Source organism: Nonomuraea sp. NPDC050680 (assembly GCF_040654555.1).
In the GTDB taxonomy this organism is placed as follows: Bacteria; Actinomycetota; Actinomycetes; order Streptosporangiales; family Streptosporangiaceae; genus Nonomuraea.
In genome coordinates, this window is sequence record NZ_JBFAIF010000011.1 from 190,582 (window position 1) to 206,492 (window position 15,911).

Here is a 15,911-nt window from a genome sequence, read left to right on the forward strand (position 1 = left end):
CGCACCTCTAGTGGGCCGCGTTCAGCGGCCCGCCACAGGTAGCGTTTCCGCACCTATGAAGCCCTGCGCCCGGCCGCCGTCGGCTGCTGTTGCTCGGCCGACGTCCCCGACCGCTGTGGTGGCACCACGGGGGTCGGGCGCACCAGGCCCAGCGCGACGACCTCGTTGGCCAGCCGCGTGCGCCGGTTGGTGCCCTCGGGAATCCGGAACTTCTGGTACAGCCGCAGCAGGTGTTGCTTGACCGCGGCTTCGGTCACGACCAGGTCGTCGGCGATCTCACGTGCGGTCGCCGGGGCGACGAACGCCTCATCCGACAGCGCCGGCCTGCAGAGCGAGGTCAGCACATCGACCTCGCGCCTGGTCAGCTCGGGCGCAGCGGCCCTGCGCAGTTCGACCTCGGGGGTGAAGTCCTCTCGGGGGACTCCGCCGATGCGACCGCGCGCCGCGCCGAAGGAGACGACGTCGCCGTCGTCAAGCACCCTCCGGGCGATCGGCCTGCCGTTCACCCGTGTGCCGTTGCGGGACAGGCCCAGATCAACGACGTACAGGTAGGGTCCTCGCCTGACGAACTCGGCATGGAGTCGAGACACACTCGGGTCGGTCAGCCGGATGTCCGCGCCCCGGCCCCTCCCTACCGTTGTGATCTCGGGGCGCAACGGGACCACCTCGCCGGTGTCCTCGATGCGTATGAACGGCCCCTCCACGGCAGTTCCTCCCCAGGTAGCCCGCCGTAACTATTACTACAGCTCCGGCTTACCCAAACGAGGGGATGCGGAATCGCCTTTGCCATAAGGAGAATCCAGCGTGAAATTGGTCTGGACCTTCGCGGCCGGTTTTGCCTGCTCACGGGTAGACTTCGGGCGGAGATAAGCGGAGGAAACACTCATGGCGGACAAGCCCACGAAAGGCCTGGCCGATGTCGTAGCCGCGTCGACAGCGCTCAGCGACATTGACGGGAAGGCCGGTCGTCTCTTCTATCGCGGATACGACATCCACGATCTGGCCGGCCGCGCGACGTTCGAAGAGACCGCTCACCTGCTGCAGTGCGGCAAGCTTCCCAACCGGGACGAGTTGGACAGGTACGGCGATGAGCTGGTGCGGGGCCGCGAGCTCGGCGCGCTCGTCTCCGCGAACATCCCGGAGATCGCCGAGAAGCAGAATCCGATGGAGGCCCTGCGCTCCCTCGTCTCCCTCTCCGGTGCGGACGATCCGGACAAGGACTCCACCGCCCCCGACGCGAACCTGCGCAAGGCCGCCCGCCTGACCGCGCAGCAGCCCCTGCTGGTCGCCCGCTACCACGCCGCCCGCAACGGCGCCGAGGCCCTGGAGCCCGACGCCGCGATGAGCATCGCGGCGAACTTCCTGCTGCAGGTCACCGGACGCGTTCCGGCCCAGCGCGAGGTCGAGCTCTTCGACACCTGCCTGGTGCTGCACGCCGACCACACCATGAACGCCTCGACGTTCGCCGCCCGCGTCTGCGCCGCGACCCTGTCGGACATGCACTCGGCCATCGTCGCCGCCATCGGGACGCTCAAGGGCCCGCTGCACGGCGGCGCGAACGAGCAGGTCATGAAGACCCTCGAATCGATCTCGCCCACCGGGGTGGCACAGGCCGTACGCGAGAAGCTGGCCGCCGGCGAGAAGATCATGGGCTTCGGCCACCGCGTCTACAAGACCGAGGACCCGCGGGCCACGCACCTGCGCAGGATGTCGCAGGAACTCGCCGAATCCACCGGCGACGACACCTATTATCGGATGTCCAAGGAGATGGAGGAGGTCGTCTTCGAGATGAGGGGCCTCTATCCCAATGTCGACTTCTACGCGGCATCGGTCTATCACTATCTCGGCATTCCGACGGACCTGTTCACGCCGGTCTTCTCGATCAGCCGCATGTCCGGATGGACGGCGCACGTGATCGAGCAGCATGCCGACAACAGACTGATCCGCCCCGACAGTGAGTACATCGGTGAGCGCGACCAGAAATGGAAGCCGATCGAGGAGCGATGAGCCTGGACCGGAGAGAGCGAGGCACGATGCCAACTGAGGTCCGCAGCGAATGCGACCGTAAGCAGGCACGTTGAGTCGTTCTGGAGAGAGTTGGGGGCCGTACCCGCTGGTTCTGGCGGGTGCGGTCGTCGGCGTTGCGCTGATCTTCCTCGTGGACCCGCGGTGGGGCGGGTTCGTGCTGGGCGCCGCCGTCATGGTGGCCGCCGCGCTCCGTTTCGCCGGGTACGGCGGGCTCGCCGTACGCAGCAAGAGGACGGACGTCATCACGCTCGGGGTGTTCGGATTCGTGCTCGTCCTTACCTCGCTGATCTTGGCGAACGACGAGCTCAAGGGAATGATCATGTCCCTTTTGGCCCGGTGACCGGGCCGTCCCAACATTGAAGGACGAGGCGCGGCCGAGGAGTTCGGACGGGCTGATCGTTTTCCGCGCGTGGAGGGCCGCCTTCGGGCGGCCCTTTCCGTTTCTCTAGAACATCTCTTGGCCCTCACAGAGCGTGACGGAGTTGATCAGATGGGTAAGAGTCCCTGGTAAGAGTCATAGGTGGCCCAGGGGGTTCGGATGCGGTTGCGTCTTTTGAGTGGGGTGGGGCTGATCGCGGTCACGGCGGTCGTGTGCGGCTGTGGCTCGGAACCGGCCGCCCGGCCGGTGAACACCGCGGCCAACACGGCGGCCAAGCTGAAGCAGGCCAAGGCCGCTCAGCTGGCGCTGGCCGCCAAGGTGAAGGCCAACGAGCTGGGACAGATCCCGGTGCTGATGTTCCACCGGGTGATCAAGAACCCGTCGACCACCGACGACCGGACTCCCGAGCAGTTCAGGGGAGATCTCGAGCGGCTGGTCAAGGACGGGTACGTGCCGATCACCGCCGCCGAGTACGTCACCGGCAAGATCGACATCCCGGCGGGCAAGCACGCGGTCGTGCTGACCTTCGACGACTCCTCGCCCTCACAGCTCACGCTGGACGAGATGGGCAACCTGGCGCCCGACACCGCCATCGGCATCCTGCGTGACGTGGCGGCGAAGAATCCCGGCTTCCGGCCGGTGGCGACGATGTACGTCACCCGCGACATGTTCGGCAAGACCGAGCGTGACGAGCAGGCTCAGATGCTGCTCTGGCTGAAGGACAACGGGTTCGACATCGGCAACCACACCCGCGACCACGTCAACCTGCGGGGCCGGTCGGAGAAGGAGGTCGAGGAGCAGATCGCGACCATCCAGACGATGATCAGCTCCCTGGCCTTCGTCAAGCCGGTGACCCTGGCCCTGCCGTACGGCAACCAGCCGCACAACAAGAAGTGGGCCATGCACGGCAAGCTCGGCGACGTCACCTATGACCACAAGGGAGTCTTCCTGGCCGGTTACACGCCCGCGCCCGCGCCGTTCAGCAAGTCCTTCGATCCGCTGGGCATCCCGCGCATCAGGGCGATGGACAAGAAGGGTGACTGCAAGCAGTTCTGCTCCGTGGCCTGGCTCGACTGGCTGAAGAGCAACCCGGACATGCGTTACACCTCGGACGGCGACCCGTTGACCGTGGCCTTCCCCAAGTTCAAGAATCCGTTCCTGCGGACGTCCTTCACCTCACGGGCTCTCGCGTACTGAAGGTGACGCCGGCCCGGTGCCTTCACCTCGCGTACCGAACGTGATGCCGGCCCGGCGCAGGCGCTCGATCAGCGGGCGGCCCATCGCGGAGGCGGTGGTGACCTGGCCGGCGATCTCCGGCACGTCGTCGAAGGCCAGGCAGAGCGCCGACTCGCCGAGCATCTTGGCCGTCTCGTCGTAACCGGGGTCGCCGCCCGCGACCTCGGTGACGACCCGCTGGCCGCCGCCCTCGCCGAGGATGGTGACCTTGAACCAGTTGCGGGCCCGCTGCTCGGGGGTGGGCCCGTCGCCGGGCTTGACGCGGCCGGCCATCCAGTCGCGTACCGGAGGGATCTGCGCGAGCGCCGCCATCGTCCCCGCTCCCGCCGCCACCGCGAGGGCGGCGGGCAGGGTCTTGACGGCGTAGTACTGGCGGTAGGTGAAGTCGGGTCCGTAGCGGTCGAGCAGGCGGGCCGAGCGGCCGACGATCAGCGGGTCCAGGCTCGGCATCGGCAGCGCCCACCCGCCGACATAGCGCAGGCCGCCGGGCAGTGAGCTGACCCGGCGGCCGGGCGGCGGCGGCTCGGCCGCGCGCCGCCGGGCTGCCGCCTCCAGGAGTTGCAGGGGGCGCGAGACGATCGTCATCCCGGAGGCCAGCGTGCCTCCCGACGCCCGCATCTCGCTCCTGAGGAACCCGCTGACCTTGAGCGGCACGTGCTCCGGCAGCCGGTCGACCGTGAAGAGCACGCCCAGGTCGTAGGGGATGGAGTCGAAGCCGCACGCGTGCACCAGCTTGGCGCCCGTCGCAGTGGCCTGGCGGTGGTGGCTGACGTACATCCGGTCCACGAATTCGGCCTCGCCGGTCAGGTCCAGATAATGGGTGCCGGCCGCGGCGCAGGCGGCCACGAGCGGCTCGCCGTACCGGATGTAGGGGCCGACGGTCGTGACGACGACGCGGGTCGCGCGGGCGATCGCGGCCAGCGAGGCGGGGTCGGTGGCGTCGGCGATCAGGATCGGGACGTCGAGGCCGAGTCGTTCCAGCTTGGCCCGGTCGCGCCCGGCCAGTGCCCAGCGCACCTCGGGACCGGCCGTCTTGGCGAGGTAGGCCGCGGTGAGCGCGCCGGTGAAGCCGCTCGCGCCGAACAGCACGATGTCGTACGTACGGGCCATAATCCCGAGCCTCCTCGGTGCTTCTCGTAGTTTCGCCCTATTCTGGGGTAATTCGGCGTTTCTCCTCACCATGGTGATGGCGGGTGGCCATACTGCTCCTGGCGACAAACCGTGACGTCACGAACGGTTAACGGTTCCCTGAGAGCTTACTGAGCGTCGTAAAGTTTGCGTCGTTGGGCTTTGTTTGAACGTGGGGAAGATGAATGCCGCAGATCTCGCCGCTGGTCGCCGGCGACCCCGGCCGGCTGGGGTCGTTCCGGCTGGTCGGCCGGGTTGGGGAAGGCGGCCAGGGCATCGTCTACCTGGGCGTCACCGATGAGGGGGAGCAGGCTGCGATCAAGCTGCTGCATGTCAAGTTCAGTGGTGACACGATCGCCAGGTCGCGGTTCGCCAGGGAGCTGAAGGCCGCGCAGCGGGTGGCGTCGTTCTGCACGGCCCGGGTGATCGAGGCCGATCTCGACGGCGACACGCCGTACATCGCCAGCGAGTACATCGACGGGCGCGCCCTCAGGGACATCGTCGACGACGACGGCCCGCTGCGGGGGACGGCGCTCGACCGGCTGGCGATCGGGACGGCGACCGCGCTGACCGCGATCCACCACGCCTCGATCGTGCACCGCGACTTCAAGCCCGACAACGTGCTGATCGCCGCCGACGGGCCGCGCGTGGTCGACTTCGGCATCGCCAGGATCATCGACTCGAGCGGCACCATCACCAGCCGGGCCATCGGGACGCCCGCGTACATGGCTCCCGAGCAGATCGCGGGCGACGATGTCGGGCCTTATACCGACGTGTTCGCCTGGGGGGCGGTGATCGCGTTCGCGGCCACCGGAGAGACCGTGTTCGAGGGCAACTCGATCGCGGTGGTGCTCAACCGGATCCTCAACCACGAGGTCGACGTGTCCATGCTGCCCGAGCCGCTGCGCGGTGTGGTGCGGTCGGCGCTGTCGAAGTCGCCCGACGAGCGGCCCTCGGCCGACCAGATCCTGCTGCGGCTGCTCGGCCAGCCCGAGACGGTCGGCGCCTCCACGGCCGTGCTGACCCGGGGCGTACAGGTGGCCAGCGACGACACCACCCCGTTCATCAGGGTGACGGCCGGGACGCACGGCACGGGTTCGCCGTCGAAGGCGCAGCTCATGCATCCGCCGGAGCAGTCCTCCGTGACCGGCGGCGAGCCGATCCCCTGGGCGACCGGCTCCACGCCGCCGCCTCGCATCCTGGACGAGCGGTCGACCGCGGCCAGCCCGAACCCCGGCCGGCCCACGCCACGCGGCCGCCGAGCGGGGTGGGTCGCGCTGGTCGCGGCGATCCTGCTGATCGCCGCCGCCTCGATCGTGGCCGTGCAGAACAACTGGCTCCAGCTCGCGCTCGGCGATAACCCCTCGCCCCATCCCGCCCCGCCGGACACCTTCACCTCCGTGGCCGACAAGGTGGCGCAGACGAAGAAGATCGTGATCGGTGTGAAGGGCGACCTGCCCGGCGTCTCCCTGGAACGTGGCGGCGGCTTCGAGGGCTTCGACATCGAGCTGGCCAAGCTCGTCGCGGAGCAGCTCGGCGCCAAGCAGACCCAGTTCGTCAGGATTCCCAAGTTCGAGAGGGAGAAGGCGCTGGACGGCGGCACCGTGGACCTGGTGATCGCCACCTATTCCATCGACAAGAGCGGTGTCGAGTTCGCCGGCCCGTACTATGTGGCCCACCACGACCTCCTGGTCCGCGACGGCGACTCCATCGACTCGATCGACGACCTCAAGGGCAAGAAGATCTGCGCCCCCGACAGCCCGTCCGTCGGCAATGTCCAGGCCCGCGTGAAGGTGGAGCTCGTCGCGGCGACCGACTACGCGCGGTGCATGGACCTGCTCAAGAGCGGCGAGGTCGACGCGGTTCCGGGCGAGGACCTCATCCTGGCCGGTTTCGCCAGCCGCGAGAACCAGCGCTTCAAGATCCTCGGCGCCAAGCTCAACGACGAGCGCTACGCCATCGGTATCAAGCACGGAGACGTGAAGACCTGCAAGGCGGCCAACGGGATCATCGCCGAGCTCTACCGCAAGGGCGTCGTCAAGAGCCTGCTGGCCCGGCATTTCGCCAACGTGGACTTCACCCCGGAGGTGGAAACGCCCTCGATGGTCTCCTGCGGATGACGAACGGGTAGCATCCGAAAGTCAATGATTCATCCTGCGAGTTAGGGGAAGGCCATGGCCACGCCCGTCAAGGTGACCGTCACCGGAGCCGCCGGTCAGATCGGCTACGCACTGCTGTTCCGCATCGCGTCGGGGCAGCTGCTCGGCCCGAATGTCCCGGTCAAGCTCAGTCTGCTGGAGATCCCGCAGGCGGTGAAGGCAGCCGAGGGCACCGCCATGGAGCTCGACGACTGCGCGTTCCCGCTGCTGTCCGGCATCGAGATCACCGATGACCCGAACGTCGCGTTCGCGGGCGCGAACGTCGCCCTGCTCGTCGGCGCCATGCCGCGTAAGGCCGGGATGGAGCGCGGCGACCTGCTCGGCGCCAACGGCGGCATCTTCGGCCCGCAGGGCAAGGCGATCAACGAGCACGCGGCCGATGACATCAAGGTCCTGGTCGTCGGCAACCCGGCCAACACCAATGCGCTCATCGCCCAGCAGAACGCGCCCGACGTGCCGGCCGACCGCTTCACGGCGATGACCCGCCTCGACCACAACCGCGCGCTGTCCCAGCTCGCCGCCAAGCTCCAGGTCCCGGTCACCGAGATCAAGAACATGACCATCTGGGGCAACCACTCCGCCACTCAATACCCGGACCTCTACCACGCCGAGGTCGGTGGCAAGATCGCGGCCGAGCAGGTGGAGTCCGAGTGGCTGCGCGACACCTTCATCCCGACGGTGGCCAAGCGCGGCGCCGCCATCATCGAGGCCCGCGGCGCCTCGTCCGCCGCCTCCGCGGCCAACGCCGCGATCGACCACGTCTACGACTGGGTCAACGGCACCGACTGGACCTCGGCCGCCGTCGTCTCCGACGGGTCCTACGGAGTGCCCGAGGGCCTCATCTCGTCGTTCCCGGTGCGGGCGGCGGGGGGCCGGTTCGAGATCATCCAGGGCCTGGAGATCGACGCCTTCTCCCGCGACCGCATCGACGCCAGCGTCCAAGAGCTCACCGAGGAGCGCGACGCGGTGGCCTCGCTCGGCCTGATCTGATCCGTCCCTGACAAGGCGCGCGTCCGTTTCCGGGCGCGCGTCTTTTGGTTATATGTACGATTTGCGGCCTATTTCCCTTTTGTGCGGCTAGGGGCACATGGTGATTCCCGCGGGAGGATTCGGCGGGGAAGTGGCGAACAGCACCCCCGCCGCCGCCGCGAGGCTACCCAGCACAACGAGGACGCCGAAGACTATCTTCGTGACCCTTGGTGAAAAGCTCCTCACATTTCGATATCACAGCACATATCGAGACTTCCTATACCTATTTCCCGGAAAGCGCCGCCCAAGCGTCTGAGACGATCTCCCGCAGGGAGGGGCGCTCTGCCTTCCAGCCCAGCTCGCGCTGGATCTTCTCGGACGACGCGACCAGCACGGCCGGGTCGCCCGCCCGGCGCGCCCCGAGGACGGCGGGGATGTCATGGCCGGTGACCTCGCGGCAGACCGAGATCACCTCCTGGACGGAGAAGCCGGCGCCGCTGCCCAGGTTGTAGATCTTGTGCTCTCCGGGGGCGAGGGCCTCCAGCGCCAGCAGGTGGGCGACCGCCAGGTCGGCCACATGGACGTAGTCACGCACGCACGTGCCATCGGAGGTCGGGTAGTCGGTACCGAACACGCTGACCGACTCGCGCTCGCCGGTGGCCACCTTGAGCACGTTCGGGATGAGATGGGTCTCAATGGTGTGCCGCTCCCGGAAGCGGCCGTACGCGCCGGCCACGTTGAAGTAGCGCAGGCTCACCGCCCCGAGCCCGTGCAGGCCCGCGTAGGCGGTCAGGGCGGTGTCCACGGCCAGCTTCGAGGCGCCGTACGGATTGGTGGGCCGCGTCGGGTCGCTCTCCAGGATGGGGGAGCGCTCGGGCTCGCCGTACGTGGCCGCGGTCGAGGAGAACACGATCCCGCGTACGCCCTGCTCCCGCATCGCGTCGAGCAGCGCCAGCGTGCCGCCGAGGTTGTGCGACCAGTAGAGGCCCGGCTTCTCCACCGACTCGCCGACCAGTGACTTGGCCGCGAAGTGCAGCACCGCCTCCACGCCCGTCAACGCGTCGTGGGCCTCGGTGATGGACCCGCGGACGAACCGCGCCCCCTCTGGCACGGCGTCTTCGTGGCCGGTCGACAGGTCGTCGAGCACGGTCACCTCGTGGCCCGCCTCGACGAGCTGCGCCGCGACGACGCTGCCCACGTATCCGGCGCCTCCGGTGACCAGCAATCTCATGTGCACTCCTGTGGCTATATGTTTGATTTTGTCGGGCTCGGTGTTCAGCATACGCGGGAAACGTGCCGAGTACGCTGCCAACCACCATGTTTGACACCCTCGCGGCCAATATCGCGCTGGTCCTTCTGTTCATCCTCGTCGGCGGCTTCTTCGCCGCCGCCGAGATGGCGTTGGTCTCCCTGCGGGAGAGCCAGGTGCGCAAGCTCGCCCACAAGGGGCGCCGCGGCGAGCGGGTCGCCAAGCTCGCCCAGGACCCCAACCGCTTCCTGTCCGCCGTGCAGATCGGGGTGACCGTCGCCACCATGCTGTCGGCCGCGTTCGGCGCCGACCGGCTCGGCTTGCAGTTCGTGCCCGTGCTCGAACGGTGGAATGTGCCCCACGCCGTCGCACCCGTACTCGCGCTGGTGCTGGTGACGCTGGCCATCTCGTACGTCTCTCTCGTGCTCGGCGAGCTGGCGCCCAAACGCCTGGCCCTGCAGCGGGCCGAGGGGCTCTCGCTGGTCGTGGCGCCCTTCCTCGACCGCCTCGCCATGCTGTCGCGCCCGGTCATCTGGGCGCTGTCGAAGTCGACCGACGGCGTGGTCAAGCTGCTCGGCGGCAATCCGCAGGCCGACCGGGAGGAGGTCACCACCGAGGAACTGCGCGACATGGTCGTCGGGCACACCGACCTGACCGCCGACGAGCGCAAGCTGATCGCGGAGGTGTTCGCCGCCGGTAAGCGCCAGCTCCGCGAGGTCATGCTGCCCCGTACCGAGGTGGAGTTCATGGAGGCCGACACCACACTGGCGGAGGCTGCGGTGCTGGCCTCGGGGCTGCCGCACTCGCGGTTTCCCGTCTACCGCGAGTCGTATGACGAGGTCATCGGGTTCGTGCACGTCAGGGACCTGCTCGACCCGGTGCTCACCGGGCGGATCGAGCCGATCAGCGAGCTGGTGCCGATCCGGCCGGTCAAGTTCGTACCGGCCTCCAAACGCCTGCTCACCACGCTCTCGGAGATGCGCGACGAGGGTCATCACCTGGCCATCGTCGTCGACGAGTACGGCGGGACGGCCGGCATCGTCACCCTGGAGGACCTGGTCGAAGAGCTTATCGGCGACATCAGGGACGAGTACGACGTCGAGGGCGACACCGTGGTCCTCCCGGCGGGCGAGATGGAGATCGACGGCCTGACGAACCTCAACGACTTCGCCGCCGAGACCGGCATCCGGCTGGCCGACGGGCCGTACGAGACGCTGGGCGGGTTCGTGATGTCCATGCTCGGTCACGTGGCCGCCGTCGGGGAGATGGTGGAGGTGCCCGGGTTCGAGCTGACCGTCATCGAGCTCGACGGACGCCGTATCGCCAGGGTGAGGGTGAAGCGTCGTCCGGCGGTCGAGTCGCCGCCCGAGCTGGATTCCTGACACAATTGGCTGCTATGGCCAGACCTCGTGTCCTCTCCGGCATCCAGCCCACCGCAGACTCCTTCCACCTGGGCAACTACCTGGGTGCGGTCCGCCAATGGGTGACGCTGCAGGAGACTCATGACGCCTTCTACTGCGTCGTCGACCTCCACGCGATCACGGTGCCGACCGAGCCCGCCGCGCTGCGCCGCCGCACCCGCGTGGCCGCCGCGCAGCTGTTCGCCGCCGGGCTCGATCCCGAGCGCTCGACCGTGTTCGTCCAGTCGCACGTGCGCGAGCACAGCGAGCTGGCCTGGATCCTCATCTGCCTGACGGGCATGGGCGAGGCGGCCAGGATGACGCAGTTCAAGGACAAGTCCGCCAAGTCCGGGGAGAACGCGGCCAGCGTCGGGCTCTTCACCTATCCGGTGCTCCAGGCGGCCGACATCCTGCTCTACCAGGCCAACAGCGTGCCGGTCGGCGCCGACCAGAAGCAGCACCTGGAGCTCACCCGCGACCTCGGCCAGCGCTTCAACCACCGCTTCGGCGACACCTTCACCCTGCCGGAGCCGTACATCCTCAAGGAGGTCGAGAAGATCACCGACCTCCAGGACCCGACGGCCAAGATGTCCAAGTCGTCCTCCAGCCCGGCCGGCATCCTCGACGTGCTGGAGCAGCCGGGGCCGCTGCGCAAGAAGGTCATGCGCGCGGTCACGGACACCGGCTCGGAGGTCCTGTTCGACGAGGACGGCAAGCCCGGCATCTCCAACCTGCTGCGCATCCTGTCCGCGCTCACGGCCACGCCGATCCCCGACCTGGTCGCGCGTTATGCGGGGCAGGGATACGGGACCTTCAAGAAGGACGTGGCGGAGGCCGTCGTGGAGACGTTCACGCCCATCCGGGAGCGCACAGAGAAGCTGCTGGCCGACGAGGCGGAGCTGGACCGGCTGCTGGCCATCGGCGCCGAGCGAGCCGGCGCCGTGGCCCGCCAGACCATGGCCGAGGTCCGCGACCGGGTCGGGTTCCTGCCACGCCTCTGACCAGCGCGAACGCCGGATGGATCTTCGGCAGATCTAAAGGCAGAGCTTCGGCAGATCGCCGACGCCACCCATGGCGGGCTCCTCGAGAACAACGCGGGTGAGATCGTCGCCATCGAGGTCAAGGCGGCGGAGACCATTCGCGCCGCCGGCTTCTTCGCTGCGGGTGGCTAGCGGAAGCGGCGGCGGCCCACGGCCAGGAGGACCTCCCGGAGGGCGTCCGCCGCCTTCCGTACCGTTTCCTCCGGGACGCCCGCCATCACCTCTTCGTGGGCCTTCCCCGAGACCTCCAGGGCGGTGTTGGCCAGGCTCAGGCCCTCGGGGGTGAGCTGGACCCAGCGGCTGCGCGCGTCGCCCGCGTTCGCCGCCCGCTCCACGTAGCCGGCTGCCGTGAGGCGCTGCAGGACGTTGCTTGTGCCGCCCGAGGTGAGGTAGAGGCCCTTGGACAGCTCGCTGGGCTTGAGCCGGTGCGGGGGGCCGGTGCGGGCCAGGGCGGCGAGGACGTCGAACTCGGCATAGGTCAGGCCCAGGTCCGCCAGCTCGGCCTTGATCGCCGTCTCGAAGAGCATGTTGAGGCGGGACATGCGCTTGCTCAGTTCGAGGTCGGCGATGAGCGACGACGACAGGCCGGAGTTCTGCCAGCGGGGGACCATCGCGTCGACGTCATCGTGCTTCATGGATCGAGGATACTTGGCGGCATATTGCTTTCTGAAAAGCTTCTTACTAAGCTTTCTGGCATGACAGTAACTGTGATCAAGAACGGGATCGTCGTCGACACCGAGCCGGAGCCTGTCGTGCTCGGGCGGGTGGACGTACGGGTCGAGGGTGGCCGGATCGCCGAGGTGGGGCCTGACCTGCCCGAGGTGCAGGGGGCGGAGGTCGTCGACGCGAGCGGGATGATCGTGCTGCCGGGGTTCGTCGACAGCCACCGGCACACCTGGCAGGCCGGCATCAGGGCGATCGCGCCGGACATCACGTTCGGCGGATATCTGCAGCGCGTCCTGGGTGAGCTGGCTCCCGGCTACCGGCCCGAGGACGTCTACGCGGGCAACCTGGCCGGTGCGCTGGAGTGCCTGGACGCCGGGATCACCACGTTGCTCGACTGGTCGCACGTGCAGTTCACGCCAGAGCACACCGACTCCGCCGTGCGGGCGCTGCGCGAGTCGGGCATCAGGGCGATCTTCGGCTACTGCCACGGCGGGCCGCGCGAGAACCTGCACAAGGAGGGGCATCGGGTCCATGACGAGCATTTCGGCACGGCCGGCCTGGTGACCATGGCGATCGCCGCTCTCGGGCCGGAGATCGTCAGTGAGGACGACGCGCTGGCGGAGTGGCGGCTGGCCCGCGAGCTCGACCTGCCCGTCACCGCGCATCTCGGCGGCCACAGCAGGGAGAGCTCCACCAAGGGGCTCGCGTTCCTGAAGGCCAACGGGCTGCTGGCGCCGCGCACGACGTACGTGCACGCCAACCACTACAGCGACGACCAGCTCAAGCTCATCGCCGACAGCGGCGGCGGCGTGTCCGTGTCACCGATCGACGAGATGGCCCTCGGCCTCGGCTACCCGATCAGCGGGCGGGCGCGGGCCGCCGGGATTCCGACCTCGCTCAGCATCGACACCGTGACGTGCGCGCCCGGTGACATGTTCAGCCTGATGCGGGCCGCGTTCGCGCTGGAGCGGGGCCGCCCGGACGGGCAGGGGCTGGGGTTCCGCGCCGGTGACGTGCTGCGGATGGCCACCATCGAAGGCGCCGAGGTGGTGGGGCTCGGTGACACCGTCGGCTCGCTGCGGGTCGGCAAGCAGGCCGACCTCGTGCTGCTGCGTACCGGCACGCTGGGCATGGCGGCCGCGCACGACCCGATCGGGGCGGTGGTGCTCAACGCCGACACCAGTGCCGTCGACACCGTCCTGGTGGGCGGGCGGGTGGTCAAGCGGGACGGCAGGCTGCTGCACCACGATGTCACGGAGGTGCTCGCCAAGCTCGCGGAGTCCGCCCGCGCCGTCACGAGCGCGTCACGCTCGTAGCTCCGCCGCGAGCGCGTCACGCTCGTAGCTCCGCCGCGATCGTGATCGCGCTCGTAGCTCCGCCGCGATCGTGATCGCGCCTCGCTCACCACCCGCGCGAAGCTCCTGGGTGCCAGGCTCCGTGGTAGAAGAGCGGTAGCCAGGGCAGGGGCCTGGCGACGGCGGGGCACCTCGGAAGGCGGCGCGCGGCAGGTGTTGGCGAAGGTGATGGCACGCGTCGAGTCGGCCAAGGCCCGCGGTGGCCGCATCATCGAGTCCTGGCGGGTCCGCCGCCTCTGGATCGACCACCTGATGAGGACCGTGCAGCGCTACCAGCTGCGGTTCGGCGACCGGCTGGCCGGGGCGGTGACCTACTTCGCGTTCCTGTCGTTCTTCCCGCTGGTCGCGCTCGCGTACGCGCTGTTCGGCTATGTCCTGTCCTATGACCACAACGCCATCAGCACGCTCGAGTCGGCGATCAAGGACCAGCTGCCCGGACTCGCCGACCAGATCGACCTCCAGGCCATCGCCCAGGCCAGGGCGACCGCCGGGATCATCGGGCTGGCCGGTCTGCTCTACGCGGGGCTGGGCGCCGTGGACGCGCTGCGCGGGGCGCTGTGGGAGATGTCGATGACCACGGTCCCCCCGCCGAGCTTCTTCGTCGCCAAGCTGCGCGACCTCGTCTCCCTGCTCCTGATCGGCGTGACCATGATCGTGTCGGTGCTGATCGGCGGGGCCGCCACGCAGGCGACGACCAAGGTCGCGGTGACTCTCGGGCTGGGCAGCGCGCCGGTGACGACCGGCACGCTCTGGCTGGTGGGACTGCTGGCCAGCGCGGCCGCCGACTGGGTGCTGTTCCTGATCCTGCTGGGCTGGGTGGGCCGCGCCACCCAGCCCTTCCGGGTGCTGGCCAGGGGGGCGCTGCTCGGCGCCATCGGGTTCGGGCTGCTCAAGCAGGTCGCGTCGCTGCTGCTGGGGCAGACGCTGAGCAACCCGATCTACGGCGCGTTCGCCGTCATGGTGGGGCTGCTGGTCTGGATCAACTTCTCCGCCAGGTTCGTCCTGTACGTCGCCGCCTGGACCGCCACGGCCGGGCTCTGCCCGCCGCCCGTACCCTCGCCCATCCCGTCTACCTCGCCCATCCCCTCGAACGGGGTCGCCTGACCTCGGCGTCGCGAGCTGCGCCGGGGGCCTCAGCGTCGTGAGCTGCGCCGGCGGCGGATGCCGTAGCCCAGCCAGGTCAGGCCGAACAGCAGCCCGCCCCCGATCACGATCGAGCCCACCGTACGGCTGGTGTCCGTCTGTTTCGAGGCGGCCGAGTCGAGCAGCGGCGCCGTGGCCGGCGGCCCGGTGACGACCGGCGAGGTGGTCGCCTGCTGCGCGGGCAGCTCGACCGGCAGCGGGTCGACGAGCCGGCCGACCGCCGTGACCTTGCCCCGGGCGGCGAAGCCCCAGTCGAGCAGGCTCGCCACTTCCTCCCAGAAGTACCCCTCGTGCCGCATGATGGTCACGATGATCGTATGGCCGCCACGTGTCGCGGCGCCGACGAAGCTGGCCTGGGCCTTGGACGTCCAGCCGTTCTTGACGCCGATCATGCCCTTGTAGCGCCACAGCAGCTTGTTGTGGTTGCTGATCTCGTAGTAGTTCTTGGGCGCCGGAAACTTGGCAGTCTTCGTACTGATATATCGCCGGAAGTCGGGGTTACCGAGGCCGGCTCGTGCGATGAGCGCCAGGTCGTAAGCCGAGCTGCTCTGCCCCGGCTTGTCCAGCCCGCTGGGCGTCTTGGCCACCGTGTCGTTCGCCTGCAGCTGCTTGGCCTCGGCGTTCATGTCGCGCATGGTCTTGGACAGGCTGCCGTTCGCCTCGGCCAGGGCCATCGCCGCGTCGTTGCCCGACGACATCAACAGCGCCTTGAACAGGTCGTCGACTTTGTAGAGCGGCTTGGTCGTCAGGCCGACGGCGGTGCCCTCCTGGTCGACGGCGTTCCGGCTGGGCTTGACCGTGAGGTTCTTGTCCAGCTTGGGGATGAGCGTGACCGCGGTGAGCGTCTTGAGCGTGCTGGCCGGTAGGTAACGCCCATGCGGGTCCTTGGCCGCGAGCACCTCGCCGGTCTCCAGGTCGGCGATCACGTACGAGGTGGCCTTGGACTTCGGCGGTGCCTTGATGCCGGCGGGCCTCACCAAACCGCGGCTGCCCAGCAGTTCCCCGCCGACGGGCTTCGGCGTCGGGGTAGGAGTCGGCGTGGCATGGGCGGTCCCCGTGAGCGCGACCGTCGCGAGGAGTGCCGTGAGGAGTGCCGAGACGGGCACCGGTTTCATCAGCATGGCGGTCTCAGCGTAGCTTCGTGTCATTGCACATGTGC

The 15,911-nt window shown here is 68.7% G+C and carries 14 protein-coding genes; 9 read left to right on the top strand and 5 right to left on the bottom strand.

Going from position 1 to position 15,911, the window contains the following annotated elements; all coding sequences use genetic code 11:
* Positions 1-53 precede the first annotated feature (53 nt).
* The gene (locus AB0H88_RS31845; RefSeq protein WP_219531308.1) at positions 54-704 is read right to left on the bottom strand and encodes an FHA domain-containing protein; all 651 of its coding nucleotides are present in this window, start codon (positions 702-704) and stop codon (positions 54-56) included.
* A 181-nt stretch (positions 705-885) separates the two neighbouring features.
* Here AB0H88_RS31845 and AB0H88_RS31850 point away from each other — a divergent pair, with 181 nt between their 5' ends.
* The 3 genes from AB0H88_RS31850 to AB0H88_RS31860 all read left to right on the top strand — a co-directional run bounded on the left by AB0H88_RS31850 (position 886) and on the right by AB0H88_RS31860 (position 3,604).
* Positions 886-2,007: a citrate/2-methylcitrate synthase gene (locus tag AB0H88_RS31850; RefSeq protein WP_357650938.1), complete on the top strand. Its 1,122-nt coding sequence runs from the start codon at positions 886-888 to the stop codon at positions 2,005-2,007.
* A 70-nt stretch (positions 2,008-2,077) separates the two neighbouring features.
* Complete coding sequence (locus AB0H88_RS31855; protein ID WP_357650940.1) at positions 2,078-2,368, top strand: DUF3017 domain-containing protein; 291 nt, start codon at positions 2,078-2,080, stop codon at positions 2,366-2,368.
* Positions 2,369-2,566: 198 nt separating this feature from the next.
* Positions 2,567-3,604: a polysaccharide deacetylase family protein gene (locus tag AB0H88_RS31860; RefSeq protein WP_357650942.1), complete on the top strand. Its 1,038-nt coding sequence runs from the start codon at positions 2,567-2,569 to the stop codon at positions 3,602-3,604.
* Here AB0H88_RS31860 and AB0H88_RS31865 read toward each other — a convergent pair.
* On the bottom strand, positions 3,584-4,753 hold the full coding sequence (locus AB0H88_RS31865; RefSeq protein ID WP_357650944.1) for a saccharopine dehydrogenase NADP-binding domain-containing protein: 1,170 nt from the start codon (positions 4,751-4,753) through the stop codon (positions 3,584-3,586). The genes AB0H88_RS31860 and AB0H88_RS31865 overlap by 21 nt on opposite strands.
* A 203-nt stretch (positions 4,754-4,956) precedes the next feature.
* Between AB0H88_RS31865 and AB0H88_RS31870 the strand changes: the two genes are divergently transcribed.
* On the top strand, positions 4,957-6,891 hold the full coding sequence (locus AB0H88_RS31870; RefSeq protein WP_357650946.1) for a serine/threonine-protein kinase: 1,935 nt from the start codon (positions 4,957-4,959) through the stop codon (positions 6,889-6,891).
* Between the two features lie 54 nt (positions 6,892-6,945).
* Complete coding sequence (locus AB0H88_RS31875) at positions 6,946-7,920, top strand: malate dehydrogenase (RefSeq protein WP_357650948.1); 975 nt, start codon at positions 6,946-6,948, stop codon at positions 7,918-7,920.
* A 262-nt stretch (positions 7,921-8,182) separates the two neighbouring features.
* Here the strand turns inward: AB0H88_RS31875 and galE are convergent, their stop codons facing one another.
* Entirely contained in the window at positions 8,183-9,130 is a 948-nt protein-coding gene (gene galE / locus AB0H88_RS31880; RefSeq protein ID WP_357650950.1) for a UDP-glucose 4-epimerase GalE, read from the bottom strand.
* Positions 9,131-9,216: 86 nt separating this feature from the next.
* On the opposite strand from galE, the gene AB0H88_RS31885 reads away from it, so the two are divergent.
* A complete protein-coding gene (locus AB0H88_RS31885; protein ID WP_357650952.1) occupies positions 9,217-10,530 on the top strand; it encodes a hemolysin family protein in 1,314 nt (437 codons plus the stop codon).
* Positions 10,531-10,544: 14 nt separating this feature from the next.
* A complete protein-coding gene (trpS, locus tag AB0H88_RS31890; RefSeq protein ID WP_357650954.1) occupies positions 10,545-11,549 on the top strand; it encodes a tryptophan--tRNA ligase in 1,005 nt (334 codons plus the stop codon).
* Positions 11,550-11,716: 167 nt separating this feature from the next.
* On the opposite strand, the gene AB0H88_RS31895 is transcribed toward trpS, so the two are convergent.
* Complete coding sequence (locus AB0H88_RS31895; RefSeq protein ID WP_357650956.1) at positions 11,717-12,223, bottom strand: MarR family transcriptional regulator; 507 nt, start codon at positions 12,221-12,223, stop codon at positions 11,717-11,719.
* 60 nt (positions 12,224-12,283) lie between these two features.
* Between AB0H88_RS31895 and AB0H88_RS31900 the strand changes: the two genes are divergently transcribed.
* Both AB0H88_RS31900 and AB0H88_RS31905 read left to right on the top strand, forming a co-directional pair.
* Positions 12,284-13,570 (top strand): amidohydrolase family protein, encoded by a 1,287-nt coding sequence (locus AB0H88_RS31900; protein WP_357650958.1) that lies wholly within the window; start codon positions 12,284-12,286, stop codon positions 13,568-13,570.
* Positions 13,571-13,777: 207 nt separating this feature from the next.
* Positions 13,778-14,713 carry a YihY/virulence factor BrkB family protein gene (locus AB0H88_RS31905; RefSeq protein WP_357650960.1) on the top strand — a complete coding sequence of 312 codons (936 nt, stop codon included), beginning with the start codon at positions 13,778-13,780 and terminating at the stop codon, positions 14,711-14,713.
* 29 nt (positions 14,714-14,742) lie between these two features.
* On the opposite strand, the gene AB0H88_RS31910 is transcribed toward AB0H88_RS31905, so the two are convergent.
* Positions 14,743-15,873 (bottom strand): D-alanyl-D-alanine carboxypeptidase, encoded by a 1,131-nt coding sequence (locus AB0H88_RS31910; RefSeq protein WP_357650962.1) that lies wholly within the window; start codon positions 15,871-15,873, stop codon positions 14,743-14,745.
* Positions 15,874-15,911 lie beyond the last annotated feature (38 nt).